Origin of the sequence: Streptomyces sp. NPDC060209 (genome assembly GCF_042728155.1) — a bacterium.
Lineage (GTDB): Bacteria > Actinomycetota > Actinomycetes > Streptomycetales > Streptomycetaceae > Streptomyces.
Genome location: NZ_JBHWZS010000169.1, coordinates 1 through 18,077, shown reverse-complemented (window position 1 = coordinate 18,077; position 18,077 = coordinate 1). Strand labels below are relative to the sequence as shown.

Here is an 18,077-nt window from a genome sequence, read left to right as displayed (position 1 = left end):
CGGCCGCGGGGCCCGCAGGCATGGGGCAGGGCACAGCCAGGGCGTCGAAGTGTGTGCGATGTCTTGACGTGCCCCTGCCGAGATGGCTTTATGGGAGCGCTCCCACGTCCCATCCCATGTTTGCGTCACCCGGCGCCCACTTTCTGGAGTCGCAGTGAGATCAGCAACGAGTACGGCACGAAAGAGCCCCTTAACCGCCCTGCTGAAGGTCTTGGCCGCCCTTCTCGGCGTCGTCCTGCTGGGCGCGCTCGGGCCGGCGGCGGCGCAGGCCCGGCCCGCGCAGGCGGAAGCCGCGGCGACCGGCCTGCACATCAGCGACGGCCGCCTGCTGGAGGGCAACGGCAACGACTTCGTCATGCGCGGCGTCAACCACGCGCACACCTGGTACCCGGGCGAGACCCAGTCGCTGGCCGACATCAAGGCCTTCGGCGCGAACACCGTCCGCGTCGTCCTCTCCGACGGCCACCGCTGGACGAGGAACGGCCCCGACGAAGTCGCGGGCATCATCGACGACTGCAAGACCAACCGGCTGATCTGCGTACTGGAGGTGCACGACACCACCGGTTACGGCGAGGACGCCGCGGCGGGCACCCTCGACCACGCGGCCGACTACTGGATCAGCCTCAAGGACGTACTCGCCGGCCAAGAGGACTACGTCGTCATCAACATCGGCAACGAGCCCTGGGGCAACACCGACCCCGCCGGCTGGACCGCGCCGACGACCGCCGCCGTGCAGAAGCTGCGCGGCGCGGGATTCGCCCACACGATCATGGTGGACGCTCCGAACTGGGGCCAGGACTGGCAGGGCGTCATGCGCGCCAACGCCCAGGCCGTGTACGACGCCGACACCACGGGCAACCTGATCTTCTCGATCCACATGTACAGCGTCTACAACACGGCCCAGGCGGTCACCGACTACCTGAACGCCTTCGTCGACGCCGGACTCCCCCTTCTCATCGGCGAGTTCGGCGGGCCCGCCGACCAGTGGGGTGACCCGGACGAGGACACCATGATGGCCACCGCCGAGCAGCTCGGCCTCGGCTACCTGGCATGGTCCTGGAGCGGCAACACCGACCCGATCCTCGACCTGGCCATCGACTTCGACCCGAGCCGGCTGAGCTCCTGGGGCGAGCGCATCTTCCACGGAGCGAACGGCATCGCCCAGACCTCCCAGGAGGCCACGGTCTTCGGCGGCGGCGGCAACCCGGACGACACGCAGGCCCCGACCGCCCCGGGCACCCCGACCGCCTCCGCGGTGACGGCCACCTCCGCCACCCTGACCTGGCCCGCGGCGACCGACAACGTTGCCATCGCCGGTTACGACGTCGTCCGCGTCAGCGGCGGCACCGAGACCGCTGTCGCCTCCTCCACCACCAGCGGCGTCACCGTGACCGGCCTCACCGCGGACACCGCGTACTCGTTCGCCGTCTACGCGCGCGACGCCGCGGGCAACCGCTCCGCACGGTCCGCCGCGGTGAGCGTCACCACCGACAAGAGCACCCCCACGCCGGGCGTGGGCTGCTCCGTCGGCTACCGGGTGGTCGGCGACTGGCCCGGCGGGTTCCAGGGTGAGATCACCATCCGTAACACCGGCGCCACCGCCATCAACGGGTGGAACCTCGGCTTCGCCTTCGCCAACGGACAGACCGTGTCCAACATGTGGGGCGGGACGGCCACACAGAGCGGTGCCACGGTCAGCGTCGCCCCCGCCGGATACACGGCCGCGATCGCCGCGAACGGCTCGGTCACGGTCGGCTTCACCGGCACCAGGAGCACCACCAACGCGGCCCCGACCGCCTTCACGCTCAGCGGCAACACCTGCACGACGGCCTGACCCCGGCCGTTCCACCGGCCGGCAGGGCCCCCCATCCCCTGCCGGCCGGCTCACTCTTCCCAGCGCACCGTTCGTCCGCGATGATCACGAAATGCAGACCGACAGCAGGGCCGAGCAGCTGGTCCAGGCGGCGGAGGACGGCGACGCGGCCCTCGTGACCCGGCTGCTCGCCGAAGGGGTGCCGGTCGACGCCTACCGGGCGGGTGGGCGCACGGCCCTGGACCTGGCGGTGCGCCACGGCCACGGCGATCTGGTCCGCCTGCTCGTGGACGCCGGCGCCGATCCGGAGCAACGCGCCGGTGAATACGGCGAGCTGACAGTCCTGTCGCAGGCGGCGGCGTACAGCAGGACGGACATCGCCCGCATCCTGCTCGATGCCGGCGCACACCCCGACACCCCGTCCCGGATCGGATTTCCGCTGCTGTTCGCCTCCTCGTCCGCGATCCCCGGCCCGACCTGTCCGGAGATCGTGGACCTGCTGCTGGACCGGGGAGCCGACATCGGCCTGCGGCTGAGGAACCTCACGTCCCTGGAGTGGGCCGTGTGGTTCGGCATGGTGGACATGGTGCACCAGCTGCTGCGCCGGGGCGCGGACCCTTCGGCCGAGGCCCTGGATCTCGCCGAGGAGCGAAACCGCCACTATCCGGCCTCTCGACGGGACTGCGAACGCATCATGGAGGCCCTGCGCGCCGCGGGCGCCCCTGAGAGGATGGAGCCGTGATCCGCGACCTGTACAACGTGCATGCCGTGGGGCCGGATTACGGCCCCACTCCGCTGACCCCGGACGAGGAACAGCGGGCCAGAGCGACCCTGTTCACCGAGCTGGGCAACGCGATCGCCGACCGCGGCTGGACGCGCTTCCCCGCCCACAGCCCCGAGGAGCGCCGGCGCCTGGTCGCCGTCGGCCGCATGCTGAGCGAGCACTGGGGCATCCCCGTCACCGTCGAGGCGGAGGACGAGTGCGCCATGCGCCTGTCCCTCACGGGCCACGCCCTGAGCGCCTGACGCCGAGGCCCCAGGTCATCATGGCGCCATGACCTCACACACAACTGCCTCTCAGGCACTCATCGTTGTCGACGTACAGCGGGCCTTCGTCCGTGGCGAGGGTGCGCTGCCCGAGGCGGCGCGCCTCGTGGACCGGACGGCGGACCTGATCGCACGGGCCCGGGAGGCCGGGGCTCTCGTCGTCCATGTCCAGAACGACGGACCCGCCGGTGCGGACGACGAGCCCCACACCGCCGGCTGGGAGCTCCACCACCCCGTCGAGGCGGGGCCCACGGAAGTGGTGATCCGCAAGACGCACGACGACGCGTTCCAGGAGACCTCGCTGGGGGGCCTGTTGACCGCGTCCGGGGTGCGGGCGCTCGCCGTATGCGGCCTGATGTCCGAGATGTGCGTGCAGGCGACGGCCCGTACGGCCGTGACGCTGGGCTACCGGGTCGTCCTGCCGCACGACGCCCACGCGACGCACGACATACCGGCGGAGCCCGGCATCAGCGCGACGGTCCCGGCGGCCACGGTCTCGCGGGTCGCCGCGTGGCCCCTCAGCAGGGACGCCGACGTCACCGCCCGCGCCGCCGACGTCAGGTTCACGGCACCATCGCCCACGGCCGGCTGAGGGCGGCCTCCCGGCTACGCGACCCTGGCCCGGCTTCCTACGAAAGTTTTCGAAGCTTTCGGAGCATTGACCGAAATTTATCGGAGCGGCTAGCCTGCCGCTCGAATCCCCGGACGACAGTGAAGACGACGTCCACATACATGGATTCACCCTGCTTCCCCCACCCAGCCAGAGGGAGCACCACCGTGATCCGAAGATCGTCGATCGTCAGCCTGTTCGCCGCGGCCGCGCTCACCGCCGTCGTCGTCTCCCCCGCGCTCGGCGCAGGGGACGGCCACGGTCAGGGCAGCTCACCGGCTCCCGACGAGCGCAACGCCCGCTGGGTGAGCACCTGGACGTCCATGCCGCAGCTGACGGAGCCGGGCAACATGCCGCCCGCGCCGTTCACCGAGGACGGCTCGGTCCTGACGGACGCCACCCTGCGCCAGACGGTTCACGTCTCCGCGGGCGGTGAGCACATACGGCTGCGTTTCTCGAACGCTTTCGGCGGCGCCGCCCTGCCGATCAGCAAGGTGTCCGTGGCCCTGCCCCTCGACGGCAGGGCGGGGACCAGCGCGGTGAAGGCGGGGACCACACGGCCCGTGACCTTCCAGGGCCGCTCCTCGGTGTCGGTCCCGGCGGGCGCCCAAGCGGTCTCCGACCCGCTGGACTTCACGCTCGCGCCGGGGACCAACCTCACGGCGACGGTATATCTGGCGACCGGTCAGGCCTCCACGTCCATCACCTCGCACCCCGGTTCCCGTACGACGTCCTATCTGCGGGCCGGTGATCACGTGACCGACGCGGACCTGCCAGGGGCGACGCCCACCGACCACTGGTACTTCCTCAGCGGTGTCGAGGTCTGGTCCAGGAGCACCACCTCGGCGGCCGTCGTGCTCGGCGACTCGCTCACCGACGGCAGGGGCTCCACCACCAACATGAACGACCGCTGGCCCGACCTGCTGCAGAAGCGGCTGAAGTCGGGGGCCGCCACGTCGAAGACAGCCGTAGTCAACCAGGCGGCCGGCGGGAACCGGCTGCTGAACGACGGTCTGGGGCCCAACGGCCTGGCCCGGCTCGACCGCGACGTCCTTGCCCAGAGCGGGGTCGACTGGCTGCTCGTCTTCGAGGGCATCAACGACATCGGTACGGCCGAAGCCTCTCCGGCCGCCCAGAAGCAGGTCTCGGCCGATGTCATCGCCGCGTACGAGCAGATCATCACCCGGGCCCACACCCAGGGCATCCGCGTGTACGGGGCGACGCTGACCCCGATGGGCGGCAACACGGGGTACGACGATCCGGAAGGCCACCGCGAGCAGGCCCGGCAGACGGTCAACACCTGGATCCGCACGAGCGGCCGCTTCGACAGCGTGATCGACTTCGACCGGACCGTCCGCGACCCGCAGGCACCACGGCAGCTCCGGGCCGAGCTGGACACCGGCGACCACCTCCACCTCAACCCCTCGGGCTACCAGGCCATGGCCGACGCCGTCCCCACCCGCCTGTTCCGGCAGGCCCCGCTGCCCCGGGGCTTCGGCTACAACTGACGGCGCCTCCTTCCCCTCGGGGTCCACGGGCCGTCGGTATCGAACACCGACCGAAGCGGTCACGGATCGGCCTCTCACCGGGCCGGTCCCGCCGTCTCCTTGGAGGCTGTGCCGCATGGACAGGACGCCTGGGAACCACGGGGGCATGACAGCCGGCACATGCCTCTTCCGGGGCTGTGCGGTGGTCCTCGGCGCGTGCCTCGCGCTCGTCGTCGGCCTGTGGATCTGGGTGGCGACGGAGCCCGGCCGCAACGAGGACGAGGCACGGGCGGACATGCGTGAAGGTGCCCACGCCTACGGGGAGCAGCTCGCCCGGGCCGCGGCGGACGGCCGGCTGACGGACACCGAGATCGCCACGGTGTTCCGCGGGAAAGGCCCGGGAAGAGGGCTGCTCGCCGTCGAGCGAGAGGCCGGCTCCACCCACATCACCGCCGAACTCTTCGGCATCGGGCCCGGGTTCCTTCTCACGCACGAAACCTTCGTGACGGGGTGCTTCGCCTTCGACATCGCTCCCGGGCAGGGCGGGGAACCTCGCACCGCCGTCCGGGAGCCGGCCGACGAGACATGCGGGGCCCTCGCCCCGACGGCTCCGTCCGTCACGCCCACCACCGCCGCTCGGTAGGCGTGCGCTTCAGGGGGGCCGGGCGCACTCACGGGAGGTGGATCGCGCAGGTCACCGGTCACGGTCGAGTCCGCTGACCACCCGTCGGAATTCACGGGCCCCACGCGGCGACAGGGCTCCCATCACGACATCGAGGAGCCGCCGCGCCGCCAGTGGGTCGCCGCAGCAGTCCCAGTGGGTGTTGCCCTGCTCCTCGTCGCGCCACAGGGCGCCCAGGGGCCGCCGCACGTGTCGCTTCCAGCAGCGCACCGCCTCGCTGACGCCGCCGGGCGAGAGGTAGTTGCGGCTCAGCTCCAGACGGGCGATCTCCGCCAGCGTGCGCGAGGACAGGCCGTCGATGACGGTGCTCGGGCCGTCCGGCCGGGGACGGTACGCCCGGCCGGTTCGGAGGTTTCCTGGCCGGCTACGCGGCATGGACCTTTCGGTTCGTCGTCATGCCGCACATCGTGCCATGCCCGCGCCCGGCCGTCCTGGGCATTTCCGGCCCCAACCCGCCTGCGGAAAGCGCCGATTACTTTCCCGGTGTGCGGCAGTCTTCATAGCCGTACATCCGGAGCGGAAAGAGGAGCGAGCCGTGCGCATCGTCATCAGCGAGTTCATGAGCGTGGACGGCGTCGTGCAGGCGCCCGGCGGGCCCGAGGAGGACACCGAGGGCGGCTTCACACAGGGCGGCTGGTCGCACCCGTTCTTCGACGAGGTGGTGGGCGGCGCGTTCGACAGCGCGCTGAAGGACGCCGACGCGCTGCTCTTCGGGCGCCGTACGTGGCAGACGATGGCCGGGGCGTGGCCGGAGCGGGCCGGGGACCCCTTCGCCGACCGGATGAACTCCATCCCGAAGCACGTCGTCTCCAGCACCCTGGGGGACGACAAGCTGACCTGGTCCAACACCACCCGCATCCCGGGTGAGACGGCCGTCGCCCGGATCCGGGAGCTGCGCGCGGCCGAGGGCCGCGACCTGCTGGTCATGGGGAGCCCCACGCTGGCGCGGACCCTTCTGCACGAGGGCCTGGCCGATGAGCTGCGGCTGATGATCATGCCGGTGATCGTTGGCGGCGGTAAGACGATCTTCCCGGGTGACGGTGCGCTGCGCACGCTGGAACTGGTGTCGACGGCGATCAGCGGCACGGGCGTGCATGTGTGCACCTACCGGGCGGTCGACCGGGCGTAGGGCCTCTCGTCCGGATCATGCCGGGCTCGCGTGCCCCGGCACCGCTCCCTGATCCAGCCCGATCCGAACGAAGGACCCGAGGCGTGTTGTCCGCGCGCCCGGCGACCCATCTGCTGCGAGGCTGCCGCCATGGCCTCTCTGCCCCTGATCGCCCCCATGCTCGCCACTCCCGGGCGCCTGCCGCACGTCGCCGTCGACGAGCAGTGGGCGTACGAGGTGAAGCAGGACGGCCAGCGCGCCATGGCCTATCTGCCGGGGGACGGCTCGCTCCGGCTGCTGGCCAGGTCCGGGGCCGTCATCACCCCGGCGTATCCGGATCTGGTGGCGCTCGGGCCCGCGCTCGGCGGCGTACCGGCGGTGCTGGACGGCGAGATCGTCGCGCTGGACGACCAGGGGCGCAGCGACTTCGAGCGGCTGCAGTCGCGGATGGGGCTCTCCGGATCGCCCGCGAAGGCCGCCCGCATGGCGCAGCGGGTGCCGGCCCATCTGGTGCTGTTCGACGCCGTGTTCCTGCGGGACCGGAGCCTCGTTCCGCTGCCCTACGCGGAGCGGCGGGCAGCGCTCGAAGGGCTCGGGCTCAACGGGCCGCACTGGTCGACGCCCGCGGTGGTCGTGGGACACGGCGAGCAGGCCCTGGCCATGACACGGGAGGCCGGGCTGGAGGGCCTGATCGCGAAGCGGCTGAGCTCGGTGTACGAGCCCGGGGTCCGCGCCCGCACATGGATCAAGATCCGCCATGCGCACACGGTGGACGTGATCGTCGGCGGGTGGGTGCCCGGACGCGGCCGGCTGGGCGGCCTGCCGGGTGCGCTGCTCGTCGGCGAACGGCACCCCGGCGGACTGCGCTACGCGGGGAGCGTCGGCACGGGGTGGAGCGACGCCGAGAGGACCAGGCTCGCCGAACTGCTCCGCGTCGCCGCGGTCGACACCTGCCCCTTCGACGAGACGCCACCGGTCGCCGGTGCCCACTGGGTGCTGCCGCGGCTGGTGGGCGAAGTGCGGTACTCGACCCGGACGAAGGCGGGGCGGCTGCGTCAGCCCTCCTGGCACCGGCTGCGGCCGGACCTGGCGCCGGACGACATCGGGTGACGTGCGGGAACGACGCCGGCCGGTGCGGAAGGGGCGACGCTCAGGAGGCGGTCCGCTTCTTCGCGGCCGTCTTCCTGGACGGCTGCTTCTTGGCGGCCGTCGTCTTCTTGGTCTTGGAAGCCGTCTTCTTCGCGGCCGGGGCGGCCTTCTTCCGGGCGCGGGGCTTGCCGGGCGTCATCTCGTGCACGGTCGCGTCCTCGCCCCGTGTCTCCTTGGCCGCCTTCACCGACGCGTTGAGCGCGGCCATCAGGTCCATGACCTTCCCCGGCTCCTGCTCCTCGTCCCCGGCCGCGGCCGGAGGCGCCTTGCCCTCGGACTTGGCCGCGAGCAGCTCCTCCAGTGCCTCCCGGTAGTGGTCGCGGAAGCCTGAGATGTCGTCCAGGGCCATGCTGTCGGTGAGCTGCACGGCACGTTCGATCTCGTCCTCGTCCAGCTCGGTCTCCCGGGGGGCGAGGGATTCGGGGCTTCGGATCTCGTCGGGCCAGCGCATCGAGTGCAGCACGATCGCGTCCTCCCGCACCCGCAGCAGACCGAGCCGCTCGCGGTTGTGCCAGGCGAACTTCGCCACGGCGACCTTGTCGCTGCGCTCCAGCGCCTTCCGCAGCAGGGCGTACGGCTTCGCCGCGACCTGGCCGTCGACCGCGAGGTAGTAGCTGTCGCTGATCCGTACGGGGTCGATGCTGCCTGCTTCGACGAACGCGACGATCTCGATGGCCTTCGCCGTCGGCAGCGGCATCCGGTCGAGCTCCTCGTCCGTGACGGGCACCGTCCGGTCCTTGGCGACCTCGTACCCCTTGCCGATCTCGTCCTGCGAGAGGACCTCGCCGTCGATCTCGCACACCTTGCGGGTGCGGATCCGGCCCATGTCCTCCTGGTGGTACTGGTGGAAGGAGATCGAGTGGTTCTCGGTGGCGGACACCACCTTGATCGGGATCGTGACCAGTCCGAAGCTGATCGCTCCCGTCCACAGGGGCCGCGGCATCCGGTACCTCCAGTCGACCCCCTCGTGGCTTGGCCGGGAGGCGGACCGGAGCGCCTGGAAGGGAGAACCGGCCCGAGAGGGCCTTGGCGCGAGCCGGACCACCGCCCGTATCCCCGATCCTCGCGCCCCCGGCCCCGGACCGCATGTGGATCACCGGGACGCGGTCACCCGCGCGGCAGGTCCATCTCGCCGACCACCTGGTCCTCGCTCATCTCGCCGGTCTTCCGGAACCCGAGCCGCAGGTAGAACTCCTCCGGCCCGTGCTCCCCCTCCCCCCAGGTCACAGTCACGCGCTTCCCGCCGCGCCGCAGGATCTCCTCGCACACGGCGTCGACGGCGAAGCGTCCGTACCCCTTGCCCTGCTCGTCCGCGGCAACGGCCAGCCGCCAGAGGCCGGAGCGAGGCGGGTCTGCGGAGTCTGCGGGGCCTGCGAGCCCGAACCGCACGTCGAAGAAGGCCATCACGAAGGCGACCAGCCGGTCACCGTCGAAGACGAGCCGGGGCCAGGCCGTCTCCGGGTCGGCGTACGCCTCGGCCAGCGACCGCGCGACCGGGGAGACGAACCGTTCCTGCTCGGGCGCGACCTTCAGGCGGCACGCGTCGAGCACATTGTCCGGGGCCACCTTTTCCAGGCGAAGCTGCGCTGTCATGGACGCACCGTACGGGCACGCCCGGACGCCGGGCCATCGAAATAGCCACCCGGCCCGGCGCCGGGTCACCAGGCGGCGGGGCCTGCCGCGTCGAAGAAGCCGCCGGTCGGACCGTCGGCGCCGATGAGGGCCATACGGACGATGACGTCCGCGCCCTCCTCCACCGTGTTGTGGCCCGTGTGACCGTTGAGGTCGGTGGCGGTGTAGCCGGGGTCGACGGCGTTGAACCTGATGCCGGGGTAGGCCTTCGCGTACTGCGAAGTCACCATGACCAGCGCGGTCTTGGAAGAGTTGTAGTCGAGCGCCGCGACGTGGAACTCGACGCGGCTCGGGTCGTTGGTCGCCGCCAGCGAGCCGAGACCGCTGGCCACGTTGACGACGACCGATGACTCCCCCGCCCCCAGCAGTGGCAGGAACGCCCTGGTCACGCGTACGGCGCCGAAGACATTGGTCTCGTACGTGCTGCGCATGTCGGTCCCGGTCGTCTCACCCACCGGCTTACGGGCACCGACGATCCCGGCGTTGTTGACCAGGACGTCCAGCCGGCCCGCGTCCTTCTCCACGAACGCGGCGGCGGCCTCGACGGATTCCTCGTCCGTGATGTCGAGCTGGACGAAGCGCGCTCCGAGCCGCGCCGCCGCTTCCTCTCCGCGCCGGGCGTCACGCGCCCCGGCGTACACGGTGTGCCCGGCCTCGATGAGGCGGCGGGCGGTCTCGAAGCCGAGGCCCTTGTTCGCTCCGGTGATGAGGGTGGTGGTCATGGTGGCGCTCCCGTGATCGGCAGGCGAGTAGGTCATGCCTTCACCGTCCCCGTAACTCCGGGGCACAGGCAGTACCCGCCTCAGCGGGTGGACTGGCAGTACCAGGCTGTGCGGCGGCCGCGCGCGGATACTGGAAGGGTGAGCACATCCGAGGACGCACCCTCCAAGGCCCCGTCCGGGAACCCGTCCCGGGCCCCGGGCGCCAACGACCTGGGCAAGGCCCTGCACGGCTGGCGCGACCGGCTCTCCCCGGCGACGGTCGGGCTGCCCGCCGGCGGGGTGCGGCGGGCGGCGGGGCTCCGACGCGAGGAACTGGCCCAGCTCGCCGCGCTGTCGGTCGACTACATCACCCGCCTCGAACAGGGCCGGGCCACGTCCCCGTCGCCGCAGGTCCTCGCCTCCCTGGCCCGCGCCCTGCGCCTGTCGGCGGACGAACGCACCTACCTGCACCTCCTCGCCGGACAGCCCGAACCCGGCCCCGGCCACATCTCGGCACACGTCCCGCCCGGGCTCCGCCGGCTGCTCGACCAGCTGAACGGTGCCCCGCTGAGCGTCCACGACGCCGCGTGGAACCTCGTCGAATGGAACCAGCCCTGGGCCGCCCTGCTCGGAGACCCGTCCGCGCTGCGCGGCCGCGAACGCAACATCGCCTGGCGGCACTTCACCGGCCGGCACGGCCGGGTGCGCCTGACCCCCGAGCAGAGCGCGGCCTTCGAGGCGGCCGTCGTCGCCGACCTCAGGGCGGCGACCGCCCGCTACCCCGCCGACCTGGGGCTGCGCTCCCTGGTCAAGGAGCTGCGGGGGACCAGCGCCGTGTTCGCCGAGCTGTGGGACTCGGGGATCGTGGGCACCCACGATTCCGCCACCAAGACCATCGCCCACCCCGAGGTCGGAACGTTCACCCTGGACTGCGACGTCCTGGTCTCCGCGGGCAGCGACCTGCGGGTCGTCGCGTACACCGCCGCCCCCGGCAGCGAAGCCGCCGCCCGGCTCGGCCTGCTCGACGTCATCGGCACCCAGGCGATGACCTGAACTACCGTGCGGCGTAAGCCCAGAAGCCCCGCATAACGTCCGGTGAGGCCGGGCCGGTCAGCTCCAGCTGGGTCAGCAGGATGGTGACCGCGCCGGTGGACGGGACGAGGTGGGCCGCCGTCCCCGTACCCCCGATCCAGCCGTAGCGGCCGGGCACGTTCCACGGCTCGGTGCGCTCGACGTCCACCGAGCCGCCGTAGCCCCAGCCCTGCCCCTCCAGGAACAACGCGCCCGCCTGCCGCTGGGGCGGGCTGAGGTGGTCGGTGGTCATCCGCCGTACGGACCCGGGGGACAGCAGCCGGCGGCCGTCGGCCGTGCCCTCGGCGAGCAGCATGCGGGCGAAGGCGTACCAGTCGTCGGCGGTGGAGACCAGACCGCCGGCGCCGGACGGGAACGCGGGGAGGCTGCTCCACTGGCCGTCGGGCGTGTCCGCCGTCTCGAGACCGGCCGGGCCGCGCCGGTAGTAGCTGGTGAACCGGCCCAGATCGGCTGCCGGGACCGCGAATCCGGTGTCGGTCATCCCCAGCGGCTCGAACAGCCGCTCGGCGAAGAACTCGGGCAGCGAGCGGCCGGACACCCTCGCGACCAGTACGCCCAGGATGTCGGAGCCGGTGTTGTACAGCCAGCCCTCCCCCGGCTGGTGCAGCAGGGGGATCCGGCCGAGCTCTGCCATCCACGCGTCCGGCTCCGCGACTGCCTGCGGCGCCGGCGGCCCCTGCTTCAGAGCGGTCAGCAGCTTGACCACGGGCAGTGTGAAGTCGGCGGGGAAGCCGTATCCGGCGCGGAAGGTGAGCAGGTCCTCGACCGTGATCGCGCGGGCCGCGGGGACCACGTCGTCGGCCTGTGCGTCCGGCACACGGACGACCACGGGCGCGGCCAGCTCGGGCAGCCAGGTCCGGACCTCGTCGTCGAGGGCGATACGGCCGTCCTCCACCAGCATCATGACGGCGGCCGCCGTGACGGGTTTGGTCAGCGAGGCGACCCGGAAGATCGAGTCCCGCGCCATCGGAGAGGCACCCCGCACATCGGCCGATCCGACGGCCTCCACCTCGACGCGGCCGTCGCTGGCCACCAGGGCGACGGCTCCCGGCGCCTGGTCACCGCCGGTGTGTGCCTTCAGGAAGCTGCTCAGGCCTGTCATGTGGTCCACCTTCCAGTGCGTTCGGTCCCGGGGATGACTCCCGCGCCCGCCCTGATTCATCGGAAGCGCGGAAGCCGGGGCACGGAAACCCGGGCCTCCAGAGGCTCCACACCTCTCCTCCATATCTTCATCACAATTCCGCCTCCTTTTCGCGGATGGCACCGCCCGAGCGGACAGCCGCTGCGAGCATCGCCCCTCGGCTGCACAGCAGTACGGAAACACCTTGGGGGGCACATGAACACACGCGTGATGAAGGGGCGGATCAGGATGTCGGCGGGGGCCGCGGTCCTGGCGCTGACCCTGGCGGGATGCGGGGGCGACGGCGGCACGGGCCAGGACGCGAAGCCCGCGGCGGCGTCCGCATCACCCTCCGCGGAGCGGACGCTCGCACTCGCCGACGACGTGGCGGGCACGGAGGCCGGCCGGGAGATCGCGATCGAGGCACTGGCCAACGACCTCGTGACCTCGGAGGACGGCGGCGACGCCGCACTCCTGGACACATACGAGGCCGCCGAGTTGACCGTCACCGCGGAGAGCCCGACCCCGCACGGGACCGTCACGGTCGAGGGCACCACACTCGTCTACACCCCCACGGACGGATACGCCGGCGAGGACGAGTTCACGTACGACGTCGCGGTGAAGGGGGAGGGCCCGGCGGGCGACAGCGCCGTCGTACGGATCACCGTCTCCGAGCCCACCCCGTCGCCGACACCCACCCCGACGCCGACGCCGACGGTCGCGCGGACCCCGAAGGCGAAGGCCACGAAGCCTGCCGAGCCCTCCGTGCACTACGCGAACTGCGACGCCGCGCGGGCCGCCGGGGCGGCCCCCGTCCGGCGCGGTGACCCCGGTTACGCCGCCCATCTGGACCGGGACGACGACGGAGTCGGCTGCGAGCCGTACGGATCGTCGGGATCGAGCGGCGGGTCCTCCGGGGGCTCCACGGGCGGGAGTTCGAGCGGAGGCTCCACCGGCGGAGGCGGCACCTCTTACGCCAACTGCACCGCCGTACGCGCCGCGGGGGCCGCCCCCATCCACCGAGGGGACCCCGGATACGGCTCCCACCTCGACCGGGACGGCGACGGAGTCGCCTGCGAGTAGCTCCGCCCTCCTCCCGTCACCACCTCAGCAGCCGCCTCCGGACCTCGCCGGAGGCGGCTGCTCTTTTCCAATCTGCTTGAAACAAGCTATAAATGAGCAACTTCGAGCACCATTCGCCTGGGTTCACGCAACCCGCACCCGCGAAGGAAGCCCATGCCGCTCATATCCACCGGACAGATCACCCACGGCGCCCGGACCGACGCGACCGGCGTCGGGGCCTTCAACGTCGTGCAGATCGAACACGCGCAGGCCATCGCGAGCGGGGCGGAAGCCGCCGGGCTGCCGGTGATCCTGCAGGTCAGCGAGAACACCGCCCGCTATCACGGCTCCCTCGAACCCATCGGGCTCGCCTCGCTCGCCGTCGCACGGGCCGCGGGCGTGCCGGTGGCCGTGCATCTCGACCACGCGGAGTCGGCCGGGCTGGTGCGCGAGGCCGTCCGGCTCGGCTTCACCTCCGTCATGTTCGACGCGTCGGCTCTCCCGTACTCCGACAACGTCGCCGCGACCCGCGAGATCACCGCCTACTGCCACGACCACGGGGTCTGGGTGGAGGCGGAGCTCGGCGAGATCGGCGGCAAGGACGGTGCCCACGCCCCGGGCGTGCGCACCGATCCGGACAAGGCGCGGGCCTTCGTCGAGGCCACGGCCGTCGACGCGCTCGCCGTGGCCGTCGGCAGTTCGCACGCGATGCTGACCCGCGACGCCGTCCTCGACTTCGCGCTCATCTCCCGGCTGCGCGACGCGGTGGGGGTCCCGCTCGTCCTGCACGGCTCCTCAGGTGTCGGGGACACCGGCCTCGCGGCGGCGGTCGGCGCCGGCATGACGAAGGTCAACATCTCCACGCACCTGAACAAGCTGTTCACCCGGGCCGTCCGCACCTATCTGGACACCCACTCCGAGGCGGCCGACCCCCGCACATACCTCGGCCCGGCCCGCGACGCGGTCGCCGCGGAGGTGGCGCGCCTGCTGGACGTCCTGGCCCGCCCCGGGCGATAGGGTTCGCTGCGAGCAAGGAGGACCAGGTGGCGGCACACACACGATGGACCCGGCTGCTGGAGATCCTCAGCGACCAGGGTCAGATCGACGTACTCGACGCCGCCGAACAGCTCGGCTGTTCCGCCGCCACCGTCCGCCGCGACCTGGACGAGCTCGCACGGCAGAATCTGCTGACCCGCACCCGGGGCGGCGCCGTCGTGAGCACCGTCGCCTACGACCTGCCGCTGCGCTACAAGGCGGCCCGCAGGGCCGACGAGAAACAGCGCATCGCGAAGGCCGCGGCCGAACTGATCCCGACGGGCTCCACCGTGGGCCTCAACGGCGGCACGACGACCTCCGAGGTGGCCAGGGAGCTGGCCCTGCGGCCGGAACCCTCGGGCGGCGGCGTGGCACTGACCGTGGTGACCAACGCGATCAACATCGCCAACGAACTGGCGGTCCGCCCCCAGGTGAAGATCGTCGTCACCGGCGGGGTGGCCAGGCCGAACTCGTACGAACTCGTCGGCCCTCTGGTCGACTCCGTGCTGCGCACCCTCGCCCTGGACTACACGATCCTCGGCGTGGACGCCGTTCACGCCCGTTTCGGTGCGGCCACGCACGACGAGTCCGAGGCCGGTGCCAACCGTGCCCTCGCCGAATGCGCGGGCACGGTCGTCGTGGTGGCCGACTCCTCCAAGCTGGGCCGCCGGGCCTTCGCCCAGGTGTGCGAGACCAGCGCGGTGTCGGTTCTGGTCACGGACCGGGACGCGCCAGAGGACGTCGTCGAGGAGTTCACCGGCCTCGGGATCGACGTACTGCGGGTGTGACCCGGCCGGGGATCAGCGGTAGTCCTCCGGGTGGCCCTGCATCCAGGTGTTGATGCGGTCCCGGGTGCCGATCAGCTCGGTGCGGTGCTTCTCCAGATTGGGCGTGGTCACGTCGCCGGCCAGCGTCGTGCGCAGCGTGCCGATCCAGGCGACCGGCTCCTTGAAGTGACCGGGGCCCTTCTTGTCCGCCTTCATCGCCTTGTCCAGACGGTTCAGTTCGTCGTTGACCCGGCCCAGGAAGTAGGCGCAGTTCCCGTCCCCGGGGGTACAGCCGTCCTGATAGGTCGCCTGGAGCCCGGAGAAGGCGTCGCGGACCAGTTCCGGCGCGTTCGGGTCCACCTCGATGACGAGTGTGGGCGTCGGTGAGGGCGTGGGCATCGAAGATGCCTTGTCGGCCGCCGCCTCGGCCGCGACGGCCACGGACGGGTCCACGTAAGGTACGTCGCCCCCCGGGCCGTCGGTGGTGGTCGCCGCACTGCAGCCCACCAGGAACGCTCCGAGAACCACGGCCGGTATCGCGGCACGCAGGCCGGTACGGATCAACATGAGGCCCCCCTCGTCGGTTTGGCCCAGACCTTATCGCTACCGGCGGGTCAGCCGGCCACCAGACTCTGCAGTGCGGGGGCGTACAGGTCGGCGAGGTGCTCGGGCGTCGCCCGGGACCCGGCTCCCTCGCGGTGGAGACTCAGGGTGGCGCCCAGGCCGATGAGATGACCGGCGATCAGCTCGGCACGCAGGGCACGCTCACGGCCGGGGAGACGCGCCGTCAGGCGTTCGGTCACCTGCTCGTGGAAGCGGTCGCGGAGCAGGGAGCGCTCGTCGTGGTTGCCGAGGGAGAAGACGACCCGCAGGAGGGGGTCGCCCTTCTGTTCCCTGCGCCGGCGTACGAGCGTCAGCACCATGTGGCGGCCGAGCCCGTCGAGCGGGGCGTCGAAGAGCTCATCGGCTGCCGGTCCGAAATCGGCGACCGTGTTGAAGAGTTCCTCCTTGCGGCCGAAGTGCTTCACCACGAGGGACGCGCTCACCCCCGCGTCGGCCGCGATGCCCCGGATCGTCACCTCCGCGTACGGGCGCTGCGTGAACGCCCGGCGGGCGGCGAGAAGGATCGCGTCCCTGCCGGTGGCAGCCGCCCCGGGAGCCGGGGCGGCTGCGTCCGGGGCCGTCGGACCTGCTTCCGGTGACGTCGCTGAGGTGACTCCGGCGGTCAAGCGCCCTCCTGGATCGGCATCGTCCGCGTACGGCCGCTGCTCCTGCGTTTCCCTCCGACCGTACCCGTACCCGCGCGGCCACCCGGGAGGCACAGCGTCACCGCGAGGGCCAGCAGCGCCGCACCGGCCGCGACGAGGAAGACCAGCTGATAGGCGCCGAGCGTCGGAGCCGGACGCCCGGCCGCCAGGAACGTCATGTTGGCCAGCACGGCGGCCACCGTGGCACTGCAGAACGCCTGGCCGATCGAACGCATCAGGGTGTTCAGGCCGTTGGCCGCTCCCGTCTCGCCGACCGGGACACCGCGCATCACCAGTGCCGGGAGCGCGGAGTACGCGATCGCCGTGCCCGCCGCCACGACCGTCGCGCCCGCGATGATCGTCCAGAGGCTGTGGCTGGTGAAGTACCGCACCACGTAGCCGACGGCGATGATCCCGGAGGCCAGCGCGAGGCTGGTCCTCGGACCGTGTCTGCCGGAGATGCGGGCCGACACGGGCGAGAGCAGCACCATCGTGACGCCACCCGGCAGCAGACACAGCCCGCTGACGACTAGCGAGGCGCCGAGACCGTAGCCGGTGGCCTTCGGCTCCTGCACCATCTGGCCGGTGACCAGGGAGTTGGCGTAGAACGCGAAGCCGATCAGCAGGGCTGCGATGTTGGTGAGCAGCACGGCGGGGCGGGCCGACACCCGCAGATCGACCATGGGGGTCCGCACACGTAGCTCGTAAGCACCCCAGACCAGCGCGATCACGACCGCGGCGGCGAGCAGGCCGAGGGTGCGCACCGAGGTCCAGCCCCAGCCGCCGCCCTGCGTCACGGCGAGCAGCAGGCAGACCAGCGCCGCGGTCAGGCCGAGAGCACCGAGCACGTCGAAGCGGCCGCGGGAGCGGAGCGGGGATTCCGGTACGAAGCGGAGCACCAGGACGATGTCGAGGAGCCCGATGGCACCGGAGACCCAGAACATGGTGTGCCACTCGAAGTTCTCGATGACCACGGCCGCGATCGGCAGGCCCACGGCCGCGCCGATGCCCATCGAGGAGCTCATCAGCGCGACCGCGGACAGCACCCGCTCGGGCGGCAGTTCGTCGCGCAGGATGCTGATGCCCAGCGGCACGACGGCGATGGCCGCGCCCTGCAGGGCGCGGCCGGTGATCAGCACGCCGATCTGCGAGCTGACGGCACAGAGGACGGAACCCACGACGAGGACGCCCAGGGAGGCGACGAGGACCCGCCGCTTGCCGTACATGTCACCGACCCTGCCGAGCACGGGGGTGAACACCGCGCCGGTGAGGAGCGTGACGGTGACCAGCCAGCTGGCCGCGGCGGGGGTGGCGCCGGTGAGGTCCGGTATGTGCGGCAGCAGCGGGACGACGATCGTCTGCATGATCGCGACCACGACGCCGCAGAAGGCCAGGACGCCGACGGCGAGGCGGGGGTGGTGCGGGGCGGCGGCCGGTGCGGGTGCGGTCATCGGGGCTCCGTACGCGGGGAGAGAAGGGGTGGAGAAAAGGTAAACCCCACAGCGAAAAAACAATTCAAACCACA

General features: G+C 71.7%; 20 protein-coding genes. 12 read left to right on the top strand and 8 right to left on the bottom strand.

Annotated features, from left to right (window positions below; genetic code table 11):
* Positions 1 to 154: 154 nt before the first annotated feature.
* From ACFWFI_RS27305 to ACFWFI_RS27280, 6 genes are all read left to right on the top strand, one after another.
* Positions 155 to 1,834 carry a cellulase family glycosylhydrolase gene (locus ACFWFI_RS27305; protein WP_387394998.1) on the top strand — a complete coding sequence of 560 codons (1,680 nt, stop codon included), beginning with the start codon at positions 155 to 157 and terminating at the stop codon, positions 1,832 to 1,834.
* Positions 1,835 to 1,925: 91 nt separating this feature from the next.
* Positions 1,926 to 2,555: an ankyrin repeat domain-containing protein gene (locus ACFWFI_RS27300; protein WP_387394996.1), complete on the top strand. Its 630-nt coding sequence runs from the start codon at positions 1,926 to 1,928 to the stop codon at positions 2,553 to 2,555.
* A complete protein-coding gene (locus ACFWFI_RS27295; RefSeq protein WP_387394994.1) occupies positions 2,552 to 2,839 on the top strand; it encodes a hypothetical protein in 288 nt (95 codons plus the stop codon). Before ACFWFI_RS27300 ends, ACFWFI_RS27295 begins: the two co-directional genes overlap by 4 nt.
* A gap of 28 nt (positions 2,840 to 2,867) precedes the next feature.
* On the top strand, positions 2,868 to 3,452 hold the full coding sequence (locus ACFWFI_RS27290; RefSeq protein ID WP_387394992.1) for a cysteine hydrolase family protein: 585 nt from the start codon (positions 2,868 to 2,870) through the stop codon (positions 3,450 to 3,452).
* A 140-nt stretch (positions 3,453 to 3,592) separates the two neighbouring features.
* Positions 3,593 to 4,978, top strand: coding sequence for an SGNH/GDSL hydrolase family protein (locus ACFWFI_RS27285; RefSeq protein WP_387394990.1), 1,386 nt, complete (start codon positions 3,593 to 3,595; stop codon positions 4,976 to 4,978).
* A 145-nt stretch (positions 4,979 to 5,123) separates the two neighbouring features.
* Positions 5,124 to 5,600 carry a hypothetical protein gene (locus ACFWFI_RS27280; protein WP_387394989.1) on the top strand — a complete coding sequence of 159 codons (477 nt, stop codon included), beginning with the start codon at positions 5,124 to 5,126 and terminating at the stop codon, positions 5,598 to 5,600.
* Between the two features lie 51 nt (positions 5,601 to 5,651).
* Here the strand turns inward: ACFWFI_RS27280 and ACFWFI_RS27275 are convergent, their stop codons facing one another.
* Positions 5,652 to 6,014, bottom strand: coding sequence for a hypothetical protein (locus ACFWFI_RS27275; RefSeq protein WP_387394987.1), 363 nt, complete (start codon positions 6,012 to 6,014; stop codon positions 5,652 to 5,654).
* A 160-nt stretch (positions 6,015 to 6,174) separates the two neighbouring features.
* Between ACFWFI_RS27275 and ACFWFI_RS27270 the strand changes: the two genes are divergently transcribed.
* Both ACFWFI_RS27270 and ACFWFI_RS27265 read left to right on the top strand, forming a co-directional pair.
* Entirely contained in the window at positions 6,175 to 6,768 is a 594-nt protein-coding gene (locus ACFWFI_RS27270; RefSeq protein WP_387394985.1) for a dihydrofolate reductase family protein, read from the top strand.
* 129 nt (positions 6,769 to 6,897) lie between these two features.
* The gene (locus tag ACFWFI_RS27265; protein WP_387394983.1) at positions 6,898 to 7,857 is read left to right on the top strand and encodes an ATP-dependent DNA ligase; all 960 of its coding nucleotides are present in this window, start codon (positions 6,898 to 6,900) and stop codon (positions 7,855 to 7,857) included.
* Positions 7,858 to 7,897: 40 nt separating this feature from the next.
* Here the strand turns inward: ACFWFI_RS27265 and ACFWFI_RS27260 are convergent, their stop codons facing one another.
* The 3 genes from ACFWFI_RS27260 to ACFWFI_RS27250 form a co-directional block, all read right to left on the bottom strand.
* Positions 7,898 to 8,839, bottom strand: coding sequence for a non-homologous end joining protein Ku (locus tag ACFWFI_RS27260; protein ID WP_387394981.1), 942 nt, complete (start codon positions 8,837 to 8,839; stop codon positions 7,898 to 7,900).
* Between the two features lie 164 nt (positions 8,840 to 9,003).
* On the bottom strand, positions 9,004 to 9,489 hold the full coding sequence (locus ACFWFI_RS27255) for a GNAT family N-acetyltransferase (RefSeq protein WP_387394979.1): 486 nt from the start codon (positions 9,487 to 9,489) through the stop codon (positions 9,004 to 9,006).
* A gap of 65 nt (positions 9,490 to 9,554) precedes the next feature.
* The gene (locus ACFWFI_RS27250; RefSeq protein ID WP_387395000.1) at positions 9,555 to 10,250 is read right to left on the bottom strand and encodes an SDR family NAD(P)-dependent oxidoreductase; all 696 of its coding nucleotides are present in this window, start codon (positions 10,248 to 10,250) and stop codon (positions 9,555 to 9,557) included.
* Between the two features lie 138 nt (positions 10,251 to 10,388).
* Here ACFWFI_RS27250 and ACFWFI_RS27245 point away from each other — a divergent pair, with 138 nt between their 5' ends.
* Entirely contained in the window at positions 10,389 to 11,282 is an 894-nt protein-coding gene (locus ACFWFI_RS27245) for a helix-turn-helix domain-containing protein (RefSeq protein WP_387394977.1), read from the top strand.
* Between the two features lies 1 nt (position 11,283).
* Here the strand turns inward: ACFWFI_RS27245 and ACFWFI_RS27240 are convergent, their stop codons facing one another.
* Complete coding sequence (locus ACFWFI_RS27240; RefSeq protein WP_387394975.1) at positions 11,284 to 12,423, bottom strand: serine hydrolase domain-containing protein; 1,140 nt, start codon at positions 12,421 to 12,423, stop codon at positions 11,284 to 11,286.
* 234 nt (positions 12,424 to 12,657) lie between these two features.
* Between ACFWFI_RS27240 and ACFWFI_RS27235 the strand changes: the two genes are divergently transcribed.
* The 3 genes from ACFWFI_RS27235 (at position 12,658) to ACFWFI_RS27225 (ending at position 15,326) form a co-directional block, all read left to right on the top strand.
* Entirely contained in the window at positions 12,658 to 13,524 is an 867-nt protein-coding gene (locus tag ACFWFI_RS27235; RefSeq protein ID WP_387394973.1) for an excalibur calcium-binding domain-containing protein, read from the top strand.
* A 153-nt stretch (positions 13,525 to 13,677) separates the two neighbouring features.
* The gene (locus ACFWFI_RS27230) at positions 13,678 to 14,520 is read left to right on the top strand and encodes a class II fructose-bisphosphate aldolase (RefSeq protein WP_387394971.1); all 843 of its coding nucleotides are present in this window, start codon (positions 13,678 to 13,680) and stop codon (positions 14,518 to 14,520) included.
* Between the two features lie 26 nt (positions 14,521 to 14,546).
* Positions 14,547 to 15,326 carry a DeoR/GlpR family DNA-binding transcription regulator gene (locus tag ACFWFI_RS27225; protein WP_387394970.1) on the top strand — a complete coding sequence of 260 codons (780 nt, stop codon included), beginning with the start codon at positions 14,547 to 14,549 and terminating at the stop codon, positions 15,324 to 15,326.
* A 12-nt stretch (positions 15,327 to 15,338) separates the two neighbouring features.
* Here ACFWFI_RS27225 and ACFWFI_RS27220 read toward each other — a convergent pair whose 3' ends face one another.
* From ACFWFI_RS27220 to ACFWFI_RS27210, 3 genes are read right to left on the bottom strand one after another with little or no spacing between them, the layout of a single operon-like run.
* On the bottom strand, positions 15,339 to 15,872 hold the full coding sequence (locus tag ACFWFI_RS27220; protein WP_387394968.1) for a hypothetical protein: 534 nt from the start codon (positions 15,870 to 15,872) through the stop codon (positions 15,339 to 15,341).
* Between the two features lie 47 nt (positions 15,873 to 15,919).
* On the bottom strand, positions 15,920 to 16,534 hold the full coding sequence (locus tag ACFWFI_RS27215) for a TetR/AcrR family transcriptional regulator (protein WP_387394966.1): 615 nt from the start codon (positions 16,532 to 16,534) through the stop codon (positions 15,920 to 15,922).
* Positions 16,531 to 18,003 (bottom strand): MFS transporter, encoded by a 1,473-nt coding sequence (locus ACFWFI_RS27210; RefSeq protein ID WP_387394964.1) that lies wholly within the window; start codon positions 18,001 to 18,003, stop codon positions 16,531 to 16,533. The genes ACFWFI_RS27215 and ACFWFI_RS27210 overlap by 4 nt, the downstream gene beginning before the upstream one ends.
* Between the last annotated feature and the right edge of the window lie 74 nt (positions 18,004 to 18,077).